Below are 13,304 nucleotides of genomic sequence, written 5' to 3'. Positions count from 1 at the left end.
CATTAAAATAATGGAATCAAAATGAATATACTTAGATTAATAACTGCATGTGCTGGGGGATTTTTATTAGCCTCCTTGCTTACTGTGACTTTAAGCCTTACACTACCTTTTTCAAATAAAATTGAAGCAATCTCTTTTGCAACAATGATTTCCTTTCTTGTTTGGTTAGGATTTATTATCTACTCATATAGCAATATCAAATTAAAAAGTTTAATTATACAACTTAGCCTAATTAGTGCAAATCTTTATTTAATAAATATTTGTCTTGCTGGAATAAAAGGATAGCCATGAAAGAGAACTTTAATGAAACAATGAGATGGCTTCATACTTACAGTGGTTTAATTGTAGGTTGGCTTTTATTTGCTATTTTTGTAACAGGAACAAGTGCATACTATAAAAATGAAATCACATTATGGATGCAACCAGAGTTTCACAAATCAAAACAAAGTGATAAGACTTTAGATATTGCAATTAACAAAGCGATAGAAAAGATTGAAAGAAATGATAAAGTAAGTATAACTCTACCAAATAGTAGAAGTAACTTATTAGCAGTAAGAGTTGAAAACTCAGACAAAAAAGAACAAACAAACAAAAGAAAAAGAAGAGTTCCACCTACTTATTATGATGCAAGTAGTGGTGAAAAAATAGAAGAGACTACTAAAACAGCAGGTGGTAATTTTTTATATAGATTCCACTTTGAACTTTATGAAGTTCCTAGAAGTGTAGGTAGATGGATTGTAGCCATTGCAACTATGTCAATGTTTGTTGCAATTATCACAGGAATCCTAATTCATAAAAGAATCTTCAAAGATATCTTTACATTTAGACCTAAAAACAATACAAGAGGTTGGATGGATGCTCATATTCTTCCTGCTGTTGCTGCTTTACCATTTTTGATTATGATTACTTACTCAGGATTGATTCTTTTAACTGGAACAATAATGCCATGGGGAATAAAAGCATACTTTGGAGACAACTACAGAGCTTATAAACAAGAATACATCAAACTTTATAGTGTAGATAATAAAGAGATTGAAACTAAAAGAGTTATTCTTCAAAACAAGGAAGTGGAAAATAAAGTAAATATCTATAGTGCTATAAACTCTAACGCACTAAGACAAGCTAAGAACACAAATAATAGCGCTAAAAGACTTGCTTTAACAAATGCAAATAGACAGCTTCATAAGTATGAATATATAGAGACTAAAAATATTATTACAAAAGAGACTTTAAACTCAATCATAAAAAAAGCTAATGAAATCTGGCCTAATAATATTGGCTCTTTTACAATTATAAAAGAGAAAAATAAAAACCCTATTGTTGAAGTTAGCCCAAGGGTTGCAACAACACTATTTAACTACAAGATGCAAAGAGAAGTAGCTACTTATGATGCTAAGAGTTTGACTTTACTTGATAGTTCTATCTTACCCTCTTTAGAAAGTAATGTTCTAAATACAAGTACTGCATTAAGAGCTTTACATGAAGCAAAATTTGCAGATTCTACACTTAGATTTGTTTTCTTTGTTTCTGGAATATTAGGAGTTGTTCTTGTTGGAACTGGTCTTATATTATGGACACAAAAAAGAAAAAAGAAAAATGCTATTAAAAAAAGTTTTGGCTTTTGGCTTGTTGAGAAATTGAACCTTGGAACTATAGTTGGAATAATGCTTGGTCTTGCTGTTTATTTTATAGCAAATAGAGTTATGTCTATTGATGAAGTAAATAGAAGAGACCTAGAAATAAATGCCTTCTTCTTAGCTTGGCTTTTCTCTTATATTTATGCTTTTTTAAGAGATACAAGCAAAGCTTGGAAAGAACAGCTTTTATTAACTGCTGTTTTATTTTTATCTTTACCAGTTATAAATGCAATCACAGTTTTAGACTCCTTTCTAGAAATTTTCACTAGAGATTCTATCTTTATATATTTTGATATTTTCTTTATCTTTATGGCTTTAGTTTGTCTATTAATAAGATTTATTTTAATTAGAAAAGAAAGGAGAACGGCATAATGTTTCTTGCTTCATTTTTAACTTATCTTGGAATGTTACTGTTCTCTTTTTCTTTAGAAAAGCATTATAAACAAGTAATAAAAAAAGCAGTAAATAAAAACACAAAACTTTTCATGAAAATACTAGGCTGTATCTTTTTGATTATCTCTTTTATTGTTTTTATTAAAACAATTGGTATTTCACTAGGAATAACTTATTTTATAGGTTTATTAACTATTGTTGCAATTTTTATTGCCTTTATGTACACATATAAACCTTATCTAATCATCAAAATATCTGTTTTACTTTTTGTTTTAACATTGATATTAAATTTTTTATAAAAGGAAAAAAAATGAAACTTTCAAAACTATTACTAGCAGGGGCAATAACAACTTCAACTGTTTTTGCCCATGGACTTTGGCTTAACTCATTTGAGGCATCATCTCATGGAGCTAAACTTGTAACAGTAGGATTAGGAACAGGACATAATCCAACAATTGAAGACTCTATTTCAGATAGAGTGGAACTAAAATCTTTTGATTTAATTACACCTTCTGGAAAAGCAATTGCTTTAAAAAAACCACAAAGAGGTTTAGAAGAGATTTATAATAAAGATAATCTAAATATAGTAGATAGTAACCTTGCTATGCAAAAAATATCTTTCAAAAAAGAGTCAAAAGAAGGTACATACAGTGCTAGTTTAGCTACTAAAACAAAAACACTAATTAGATATCTTGATAAAAATGACAATAAAAGATTTACTACAAAATCAAAAGATAAAATTAGAAATCTAAAAGAGGTATTAGAAACAATTCAAAATACAACATATGCTAAAACATATTTTGTAAATAAATCTTGGTCTGAACCAAAAGCAGTGGGACATGAGTTAGAACTAATTCCTACAAATGATATTTCTAAACTTCATATTGGAGATACTATAACTTTTGATGTTTTATATAAAGGTAAAGCTTTAGAAAGTGGATATGTTACTGCTAAAAGTGCCTTAGCAAAAAATGATAATGCCCTATTTGCAAATGTTAGAAAAGGGAAAGCAAAGTTTGTATTAACTAACTTTGGTCAGTGGATGTTTACTGTTAAAAATAAAAAAGAAGTTGAGGGAATCACGGTTTCTGATACAGCAAGTGCAACAATAAATATAAAGTAGGATTTCTCCTACTTTATTAATCTTCTTTTTGCTCTTTTATAAAATTAACTCTACACTCTTTTGTTTCATCAACAAGTGCACGTGCAACAACATCATCTTCAACAATAATATGCTCTAAGTGTAAAGACTCTAACTCTTGCTTTTCACTAAATCTAGTTACTTTAACAATTGTTTTTGTGTTGTGAGTTAAATCATCAATAACTTCACAAATAAGATGCAACTTCTCTGGGTTATCAATAGCTACAATAACCGCACAAGCATCTTTAATATTTACAGACTCTAAGATATGTTTATGAGCTGCATTTCCAAAGATGATAGGTTCATTATCTTTATATCCCATCTCAAAGTATTTTAGGTTATGCTCAATAATTACATAATTATGTCCATCTTCTCTTAGATTGTGAGCAATCTCTTGACCTAAGTGTCCGAAACCTAATACAACAATATGACCTTTTGTATCTTTATCTACATTGTGTGTTTCTGGAAGTTTTAACGTATCTTCTGTTAAAAGTTTCGCTGCAATTGATGACATATTTTTTAAGATAATTGGAGTTAAAATCATCGAGATAACAATAGTAACTATAAGTATCTGTGAGTATGTTGGATCAATTAAACTTCTACTTCTAGCAAGCTCTAAAATAGCCAATGAGAACTCACCAATTTGAACTAAAGATAAAGCTGTTTTAAAAGCAACTCTTTTTGTATCATCAATTCTTACAAGTAAGTAGATAATTAAATATTTTAAAGATACTAAAATAGGTAATAAAATTAAAATAATTACAATATTGTCTGCAATTATTTGAAAGTTGATTTGCATACCAACAGTAATAAAGAAAACACCTAATAATAAGTTTCTAAATGGAGTAAGGTCAGCCTCAACTTGATGTTTAAACTTAGTCTCACTAATCATCATACCTGCAACAAATGCTCCTAAAGAGTAAGTAAACCCAAAGTAGTGAGCTAAATATGAAGCTCCAATTGCTACAAGTAAAACAGAACCTACAAATAGTTCATCAGATTTTGATTTTGAAACGTGTTCAAAAAATGGTTCTAATAAAAACTTACCACTTATATATAATAGTGCAAGTAAAATACCAGCTGCAACAACTGTCTCAAATACTAAAGATGTGATACTTTTATCATCACCTGCAGCAAACAATGAAATCATAAGTAAGATTGGAATAACTGCAATATCTTGCATAATTAAAATTCCAAGAACTCTTTGTCCATGTCTTTTCTTAATTTCATTATTTTCATTATATGTTTTTAAAACAATTGCCGTAGAAGATAGAGATAAAGCAGCACCTATAATAAGTGATGTTCTAAAATCAAAACCAAAAATCAACATACAAATAGATATAACAAATGCTGTTGTAACTACTATTTGTAAGGTTCCAGTAAAGAATACCTCTTTTCTCATTCTTTTTAGATGTTCTAAAGAGAACTCTAAACCAATTGTAAACATTAAAAATACAACACCAAACTCTGCAATCTCTTTTAAGTCATGATTATTCACAGCCGCATGTAAATTAAAGACATATGCAATGATTGTACCTGTTAAAATATAACCAATAATTGTTGGTAAATGGAATCTTTTTAAAATAAGATTAACTACTATTGCAATCAATAGTGTCCAAACGATAATTCCTAACATCTCTTCCTTCTTTTATAAATAATGCATTTGCTTGTATCCTTCAAGCCTTTTTTTATAAGCTGAATTAAGCATAGCATTTTTGTTATCAAGAAAATCAATAGCTAAACACTCTTGATTTCCTCTACCTATTCTTCCTAAATATTGAATCAATCTTCCATAATAAGAAATCGGTGTAGCAAATATAATCGTATTTAAATGAGGGAAATCAATCCCTTCACCAAAATATGAAGTCGTTGCTAAAATTAGACTTTTAGACTCAACAAGTTTAATCTTTTCACTCTGCTCTTTTTTACTCATACTTCCATGAATAGAAACATAATCTATTTGTTCATTTTTAAGCAGTTTTTCTAAAGCATTAATATGTTCAATTCTATCTGTTAAGATTAAAATCTTTCTGTCTTGATGAAGCTTTATTTGCTCGATAATTAGCCCATTTCTTGTTTCATCTACACATAATTCATTAATCAATGTAGCATAATTATCTGCTTCACTTATAAAGTCTGTTCGTATTATCTCTAATTTATTATTAAAAGTTTTTTTCTTTTTATATTCATAGGAGATATCACCAAGCTGTTGGAATAAAATCGGGTCTAATCCATCTTTTCTTTTAGGTGTTGCACTAAGACCTAAAATATACTTTCCATAGAACTGTTTAACTATCTGCTCAAAGGTAACAGCGGGGATATGGTGACATTCATCTACTATCACAAAAGAGTAGTTATTTATAATCTCAGGAGAGTTTTTAAGACTTTGCATAGTTGCAACATCAATTTTTCCATTTAATTTATTTTTACTCTTTCCTAAAAAGCCAATATCCGCTCTTTTATAATCAAAATACTCAACAAATCTATCTCGCCACTGATCAAGAAGCATATTTTTATTTACTATAATCAAAGTAGAACAAGCTCTTTGTTCAAACATTTTTGCACCAAGTAATGTTTTACCAAAACCAGGAGGAGCTACACAAATAGAGAACCTTTTTTTAAGCATTCTATCTATAGCTTCTTGCTGTTCAGTTCTTAGTTCAAATAAAACCTTTTTTGTTTCTATCTCTTCACAATATGTTTTATCATCAATTTTAAAATCAACTTTATTTACATCTAAATATTTTGAGATTTGATAAATAAGTCCCCTTGGAAGTTTTAAGTAGTTTTCATCTTCTTCAAAGTTTTTTATTACCCTTGGAGTATTATAAAGTGGTTTTCTAAGACTCAACAGCACTTTTACTTGTGGGTTATCAAAAGATGCGAAGGCTTTTAGTTTATTTATAAAACTTCTTGATAAATTTTGTGTTGGAACATATAAATAGTCATATAACTTAATCTCTAGTTTAAATAAAGGAAACTCTATATCATCAAACATTAAATCAGTTTTATCAATCTTTTCAAAATCATTATATTTTAAAACTGTTTTTTCAGATACTTTAGAGATATTTTGTAAAAGTTTCCATTGGTCTTTATATACTTCTTTAGAATTTGGCTCAAAAAATACTGTTTTATTTGAGTCTCTAAATTTTAAATGAAGTGGTAACTCTATTGGTTCATCAAAACTTCCATTTGTTACAAACTCTTTTGTGGGAAAAATCTTTGCAGAGATATTTGATTTTTTTAAAATATATTGAGCAAAAGTTTTAGCAGACTTTGTTTCTAACTCTTTTTCAAAAAATACCCATACTAAAATTGAGTTATAAGAGCTGTATTCAAAAAGTGCTTCAATATCTATACTTGCAAAGGTTTTTAATATCTTAGAGATATCTTTTTCTAAAACCTCTAAAACTATATATTTACTTTTGTTTGTTTGATTTATTAAGTATGAAGCTAGCTGAACTTTTCCTCTTAAGTGAAGTTCAACTTCATTGTTTGTTAGAGGTAAGTAGTCACTTCCTCTAAATGTTTGAGTTAAGGGATAAAAGGCTTGTTTAGAGCCATCTTTACTAGTCCATTTTTTTGCAAAAATATCTGTTCTAGCAAAAAATAGAGATTTAAAAAGTTCTATCTTTTCATCTTTTGATAGACTCTTTTTTTCTTTTTGATTTACTATAGCTTCAAGAGTTTCAATCTCTTTTTCTATAGTAGTTTTTTGTTCATAAAGTTCTTTTAATCTTTCTTCTATTTTTTTATGATTCATGCTCAATCTGGTGAGACGGTGTGATAATGATATTATTTAGTTTATTTTCTATTTCATCATATCTACTTTTCAGTTTAGAACCTTTTCTAACACCTTGACCTTCAAATTTTCCATCTTCTTCAATACTAAGTTCATTGTATTTCATATTTCCAATGACTTTACCAGTTGAAAGAATTTGTACTTCATTACAATCAATTTTACCATCTAAAAGTCCACTAACTATTAAGTTATTAGCTTTTATATCACCTATTACTTCACCTGTTTTACCAATTGAAATAACATCGGCTTCTAATATAACACCTTCAAATTTTCCATCAATATGAACTGTACCCTCAGTAGTAATTCCACCGATTATACAAGTCCCGTGGGCAATTACTGTAGCACCATTTTGTGTTGTTCGCTTATTAGCCTTACCAAAGATTCCCACTTAACTCTCCTTTGTTTAGTAAAGATTTTATCATAATTTTTAAAATTCCATGTTATAAAGTCTTTTGGATTTAATATTTTTCCACCATATCTTACTTCATAGTGTAAATGTGCAGCACTACTTCGTCCACTATTTCCACTTAAACCAATAACTTGACCTTTTCTAATTACATCACCAAGCTTTACTTCTGTTTTATTTAAGTGTGCATAAATAGTCATAAAACCAAAACTATGTTGTAGTTTTACAACTCTACCAAAGTCTCCTCTGTCCCTTGACCTTACATAAACAACAACACCATTTGCAGTTGCTTTAACTGGTGTTCTCATTCTTGCTCTTAAATCAATACCCCTATGAAACTTTTTTCTTTTTGTAATTGGGTGTATTCTATAACCATATTGAGAAGTTACCCTTGTATTTTTTAATGGACTACCATTGGGTATAGTTAAAAGTGTGAAATACTTTGTGTTATCACTAATTGAGTCTAAAGTCTCTTTAGTAAGCTGTTCTATTTTTTCATCTTTAAGACCAATCATTGACTCTATTTCATCAAGTTTTGAACTTAAAGCATCAATATCTTCTACTTTACTTTTAATTTGTAATGAATAGAACTTATTTTGAGCCTGTAGCTTTTGTTCTTTTTCATTTAGAGCTGTAATCTCTTTCTCTTTTTTATCTATTTCTACTTCTTTTTTCGCAAGTTCTCTTTGTTTTTGCTCTTTTAAAGTCTCCATTTTATCACTTAAATTGTTGATAAACCAAGAACCTCCACCAATAACAAGCAAAACAAAAAGAACAATAAAGACAATAAGTTTTTTTGCAATTTGATGTACATTAAAGGCTTTTGTTCCATGTACATCAGAAACAGTAATAATTAATCTATTCTTCATTTAATCTCATATTTTCTAAAAATTTTTCTACAACTAAAAAAGAACCAAAAACTAAATACTCTTCATCTGGTTCTATATTTTCTAAAGAAGTTACCATTATATTTAAATTATGGCAAATTTCCAATAAATTATTTTTATCTACGATTCTTTTGTCATCTAAGTCGATTATTGTTATCTTTGTAACAATAGGTTTTAAAATAGTTAAAACCTCTTTATAATCTTTGTCTGCATAAGAATTATATATTAAATGTACTTTTTTATTATTGAATTCTTTGGCTAAAAATGTAGCTGCTAGGGGATTATGACCCACATCTATAGTTATATTTTTTTTAATTTTTTCACATCTTCCTGATAGTTTTACTTCATTAAAAATATCAAGGTCAATATCTATATTTAACTCTTTTAATGCTTCTATTACTAAATGTAAATTAAGCTTTAAATATGAAGCAAATCTTTCATCTAAGCTATACTTATCAAACTCTTTAACAATTTGTATAACTATATCTCGTCCAAACTCATCTTTTAGTTCATCTTTAACTTTTAAAGCAGTTTCATAAACTTTGTTTGAAGTTTGGTAACCAATTAGCATTTTAGTATCCACTGAACGCATTTTAGTTCTTGCAATTTCTTCTATTGTGTTACCTAAAAAGCTTTGGTGGTCAAGTCCAATTGTAGTAATAAGAGATAAGTCATTTTTTGCAATATTTGTTGCATCAAACTCACCACCAAGTCCTGCTTCTAAAACTAGATAATCAAAACTTGAACTTAAAACAAAGGCTAAAAGAGTTGTGTATTCAAAATAAGTTAGTTTTTCTAAAAGATTTAAAGGCAATATCTCTTGAAGTTTTGAACTAGCCATTTGTAGTTCTATATCACTACTATCTCTTCCATTTATCCATATTCTTTCATTGAATTTCATAATATGAGGAGAAGAGTAATGTAAGGTTCTAAAGCCTTTTTTATGTAAGTAATGAGATAAAAATCTTCCCGTACTTCCTTTTCCATTTGTTCCAACAATATGAATAATAAAAGGAAGCTCAAGGTGCTCTGAAAGTATTTTCCAAGAGTTTTGTACTATAGAGAAGTCTATCTTCTCATAGTACATTGTTTTGTGCTGTAATACTTCTTCTAAAGAAGCTTTCTTAAAATCAATAAGCATCTACTTCTTTTTTTCAAAAGATTGCACTGCTAATTTAGAAATAACCTCTTCTAAAGCTTTATTAGCTGCATTTCTAATAGCTTCAAATCTTTTTGAGTCTGTAATAGTTGCACCTTTGTTAATAGAGAATTCATAATCTCCACTAACTGCAAAAGATTTTTTTCTTCCATCTTTTTCATATGCAACTGTAATTTTTACAATAGCTCTATAAAGGTTATTATAACCATCTTCATCATCTTGCAGTTCTTGCATTGATACTGAGTTTAGTTTTACATCTAAAATCGTATCAGCTAAGTTTTTATCAAATACAAGTTTTGAATCTAGTCTATGTACTATTAGCTCATGCATTGCATCTTTGATAATTACTGCATTTCTTGGGTCTTCTAAGTTAATAATTAAATTAACATAGATAGTACCATCTAATTGTCTTTTTGCATAGTGACTTGATGGTTTGTAACCACAAGCTGTAAATACAAAAACTATTAATAATACTAATAGACTATTTTTCATCTTATCCCTTAACAACTAAGTTAACTAATTTATTTGGTACAACAATCTCTTTGATTAACTCTTTACCATCAATCCATTTTGCTGCAATCTCTTTTGCTGCAGCTAAAATCTCTTCTTTTGAAGCACTTGGAGCTACTTCTACTTCTGCTCTTTTTTTACCATTAATAGTAACAGCTAAAACAATTGAATCTAAAGTAAATACTTCTTCTTTAACTTCAATTTTTGAAGAGAAGTTCTTTTTAGCAAATAGTTTATCTGCTAAGTCCCAACAAGCATGAGGAATAATTGGCTCTAAAATGTTTGTTAAGATATAGTAACCTTCTGCCCATACAAGTTCATTGTTTTGTGCTTGAAGTGCATTCATTGCTTCCATAGATGCAGCAATTAAAGTATTAAATGTATATGTTTTATTGAATACATCATCAGCTTTTTGAACTGCTTCATATACTTTTCTTCTAGCTTCTTTTTCTTCTTTTGATAAAGAAGAGTGGTCTATGTTTTCAAAGTTTGCAACTGCATCTTCTGTAACATTTACTGATCTTTCATAGAACTTTTTAATAAATTTAAATGAACCTTCTACTGCTGAATCATTCCACTCTAACTCTTTTGTTGGAGGTGCAGCAAATAGAATAAACATTCTAGCTGTATCAGCTCCATACTTTTCTACAATAGAATCAGGGTCTACTACATTTCCTTTTGATTTAGACATTTTAGCACCATCTTTAAGTACCATACCTTGAGTAAGTAGGTTTTTAAATGGCTCTTTTGAGTTTGTATATCCTAAATCATTTAATACTTTAGTAAAGAATCTTGCGTAAAGTAAGTGTAAGATAGCGTGCTCAATACCACCAATGTATTGGTCAACATCCATCCAATAATCACTATCTTTTTTAGAGATTCCTTCTTTTTCCCATTTTGCGTTGTTTGTAGCATATCTTAAGAAATACCAAGAAGACTGAACAAAAGTATCTAAAGTATCTGTTTCTCTAACTGCTGGTTTACCACAGCAAGGACAAGTAGTATGCTTCCAAGTAGGATGAGTATCAAGTGGGTTACCCTCACCTGTAATTTCTACATCTTCTGGAAGTGCAACAGGAAGATTTTCTTGTTTTTCAGGAACTAAACCACAATCATCACAGTGAATAAATGGAATTGGTGCGCCCCAATATCTTTGTCTAGAAACTCCCCAATCTCTTAGTTTGAAATTGATTTGTTTTTTACCAAGAGAGTTTTGCTCGAAGTGATAAATTATAGCTTTTTTAGCTTTGTTGTTTTTAAGTCCAGTAAAGCTTTCTGAATCGATTAATTCACCTTCATCTGTATAAGCTTCTGTTTGGTTAGATAAGATTCCATCTTTCCCAACAATAACTTGTTTGATTGGTAAATCATATTGTCTAGCAAACTCAAAGTCTCTTTGGTCATGAGCTGGAACTGCCATAACAGCCCCACCACCATAAGAAGCAAGTACGAAGTTAGCAACCCATACAGGAATAGACTCACCAGTAAGTGGATGAATAACATCAATCTCTAAAGAAACACCTTCTTTAGGCATAGTTGCTCTATCTCTTTCACTTACTTTTTGCATAGCTTTAATTGCATTGATTTTACTATCAGGAAGAAGTTTATTATCAACGATATATTTTACAATTGGATGCTCTGGTGCTAAAGCTGAATAAGAGATTCCATAAATTGTATCTGGTCTAGTAGTAAATACTTGATAAGATGAGAATTGGTTATCTAATTTATATTTTGCTTGTTTTGATAAAAGAAGATTAAACTCTAAACCTTCACTTCTACCAATCCAGTTCTCTTGCATAGTTAAAACTTGTGATGGCCATTGACCTTCAAGTGTTTTTAAATCGTCAAGTAACTCTTGAGCATATTTAGTAATTCCTAAATAATATCCTGGCATTTCTTTTTGAACTACAGTTGTTCCACATCTCCAACAGCATCCCTCTTCTAACTGCTCATTTGCTAATACAGTTAAATCATGTGGACACCAGTTAACAGTTGTAGATTTTCTATAAAGAAGTCCTTCTTCAAACATCTTGATAATGAACTCTTGTTCCCACTTTGTGTATAGTTCATCAGAAGTAGCGAACTCTCTTTCTTCAGAAAAAGAAAGACCTAAAGCTCTTAATTCGTCTCTCATATAATCGATGTTTTCATAAGTCCATTTTTTAGGGTGAAGCTTATGTTTGATAGCTGCATTTTCCGCTGGCATACCAAAACTATCCCATCCAATTGGATGTAAAACATTAAAGTCTGCTTTTCTAAAGAATCTTGCGATTGCATCACCTAAACAGTAGTTTCTAACGTGTCCCATGTGGATTCTACCACTTGGATATGGGAACATACTTAAAATATATTTTTTATCTTTTTTATAATCATCACTTGGCTCAAAAGATTTATTTTCAACCCAGTAATTTTGCCACTTACTTTCAATACTCTTTGGACTATATTCCATTAATAATCTTCCTTATCTTGACTTTTTGCACTCTCAATTAAAGCTAAAGCTATTGAGAAAAGATTTGCTACAACAGCTCCGATTGCTAAGGCTATTGCCATTGATTCATCACCCACAAAAGTTAATACCATGAACGCTGGAATAAGGTGTAAATCAGCAACTAAAGAACTTGCTAATAACTCTGCTGCTAAAAGGTTTTTAACACCTATTTTTAAAATTGTTGAGATAACATTAACACCTGCTGCTAAAAATAGCGCCACTGCATTTGGCTCGTAGAGGAAGCCTGCTGTTGTTGTTAATGACATTAGTGAAAAGAATATATAGGTTACTTTACCCCAATCCATGAATTATCCTTTTATAGATTTTTACTTTTAAAATCTAAGCAAATATAATATCTAAAAAAGGATAAAAAATGGCTTTCTAGCTATTTTTTAGCTTACTGTACTTGAAACCTTGAAACATTTTAAAAATCAGATATATGATGATTAGTTTAATTGTAAATTGAACAATTGTATAAATCCCAAAGCCATTGAATTCAAACTCAAAAGGATTGATGATATTGTGAAATAATAGATTAAAAGTCATATCTTTTGTGATATAAAAATATAAACCTAAAAGTCCATACATGATAAGAAAATAGAACTGATTTCTATGCATATTTACAATACTGTAAACAAAGTGCCAAATAAAAAATGTCACGAATATTGCTATTAAAAACTCTTTGAATACTCCATCTTGAATATCAATAACATATGTTCTAGCAATACTTAAATTATAGTATTCAATAATAGATGAGATGATTTCAAAAACAAAAATCCATGTTAAAGTTAAGAACCAATCTTTTCCATCGTTTGATGTGATTCTATTAAAATAATATAACAAACCCTTTTGAGGTGCACTCATTGTGTTTTCCATGTTTT

13 protein-coding genes are annotated in these 13,304 nt (G+C 29.4%); 4 read left to right on the top strand and 9 right to left on the bottom strand.

What is annotated here, in order from left to right; genetic code table 11:
- Positions 1 to 21: 21 nt before the first annotated feature.
- Genes CRV03_RS06755 through CRV03_RS06740 form a run of 4 tightly spaced genes read left to right on the top strand, consistent with a single transcriptional unit; the run spans position 22 to position 3,153 of the window.
- Positions 22 to 285, top strand: a complete 264-nt coding sequence (locus CRV03_RS06755; protein WP_129084390.1) for a hypothetical protein — start codon at positions 22 to 24, stop codon at positions 283 to 285.
- Between the two features lie 2 nt (positions 286 to 287).
- Complete coding sequence (locus CRV03_RS06750) at positions 288 to 2,009, top strand: PepSY domain-containing protein (protein WP_129084389.1); 1,722 nt, start codon at positions 288 to 290, stop codon at positions 2,007 to 2,009.
- Positions 2,009 to 2,329, top strand: a complete 321-nt coding sequence (locus CRV03_RS06745; protein ID WP_129084388.1) for a DUF3325 domain-containing protein — start codon at positions 2,009 to 2,011, stop codon at positions 2,327 to 2,329. The genes CRV03_RS06750 and CRV03_RS06745 overlap by 1 nt, the downstream gene beginning before the upstream one ends.
- 11 nt (positions 2,330 to 2,340) lie before the next feature.
- Positions 2,341 to 3,153, top strand: coding sequence for a DUF4198 domain-containing protein (locus tag CRV03_RS06740; RefSeq protein ID WP_129084387.1), 813 nt, complete (start codon positions 2,341 to 2,343; stop codon positions 3,151 to 3,153).
- Positions 3,154 to 3,169: 16 nt separating this feature from the next.
- Here the strand turns inward: CRV03_RS06740 and CRV03_RS06735 are convergent, their stop codons facing one another.
- The 9 genes from CRV03_RS06735 to CRV03_RS06695 form a co-directional block, all read right to left on the bottom strand.
- Positions 3,170 to 4,807: a cation:proton antiporter gene (locus CRV03_RS06735; protein ID WP_129084386.1), complete on the bottom strand. Its 1,638-nt coding sequence runs from the start codon at positions 4,805 to 4,807 to the stop codon at positions 3,170 to 3,172.
- A 12-nt stretch (positions 4,808 to 4,819) separates the two neighbouring features.
- Entirely contained in the window at positions 4,820 to 6,934 is a 2,115-nt protein-coding gene (locus tag CRV03_RS06730; protein WP_129084385.1) for a DEAD/DEAH box helicase, read from the bottom strand.
- Positions 6,924 to 7,361: a polymer-forming cytoskeletal protein gene (locus tag CRV03_RS06725; protein ID WP_129084384.1), complete on the bottom strand. Its 438-nt coding sequence runs from the start codon at positions 7,359 to 7,361 to the stop codon at positions 6,924 to 6,926. Before CRV03_RS06725 ends, CRV03_RS06730 begins: the two co-directional genes overlap by 11 nt.
- Positions 7,307 to 8,248, bottom strand: a complete 942-nt coding sequence (locus tag CRV03_RS06720) for a M23 family metallopeptidase (RefSeq protein WP_129084383.1) — start codon at positions 8,246 to 8,248, stop codon at positions 7,307 to 7,309. The genes CRV03_RS06725 and CRV03_RS06720 overlap by 55 nt, the downstream gene beginning before the upstream one ends.
- Entirely contained in the window at positions 8,238 to 9,407 is a 1,170-nt protein-coding gene (locus CRV03_RS06715; RefSeq protein WP_129084382.1) for a folylpolyglutamate synthase/dihydrofolate synthase family protein, read from the bottom strand. The genes CRV03_RS06720 and CRV03_RS06715 overlap by 11 nt, the downstream gene beginning before the upstream one ends.
- Positions 9,408 to 9,917 (bottom strand): LPS assembly lipoprotein LptE, encoded by a 510-nt coding sequence (gene lptE, locus CRV03_RS06710; protein ID WP_129084381.1) that lies wholly within the window; start codon positions 9,915 to 9,917, stop codon positions 9,408 to 9,410.
- Between the two features lies 1 nt (position 9,918).
- Positions 9,919 to 12,384, bottom strand: a complete 2,466-nt coding sequence (gene leuS / locus CRV03_RS06705) for a leucine--tRNA ligase (protein ID WP_129084380.1) — start codon at positions 12,382 to 12,384, stop codon at positions 9,919 to 9,921.
- Entirely contained in the window at positions 12,384 to 12,728 is a 345-nt protein-coding gene (locus CRV03_RS06700) for a DUF6394 family protein (protein WP_129084379.1), read from the bottom strand. The genes leuS and CRV03_RS06700 overlap by 1 nt, the downstream gene beginning before the upstream one ends.
- Before the next feature lie 76 nt (positions 12,729 to 12,804).
- Positions 12,805 to 13,299, bottom strand: coding sequence for a hypothetical protein (locus tag CRV03_RS06695; RefSeq protein WP_129084378.1), 495 nt, complete (start codon positions 13,297 to 13,299; stop codon positions 12,805 to 12,807).
- Positions 13,300 to 13,304 lie beyond the last annotated feature (5 nt).

The organism is Arcobacter sp. F155, from assembly GCF_004116455.1.
In the GTDB taxonomy this organism is placed as follows: Bacteria; Campylobacterota; Campylobacteria; order Campylobacterales; family Arcobacteraceae; genus Halarcobacter.
This window is presented reverse-complemented; position numbering and strand designations above follow the sequence as displayed.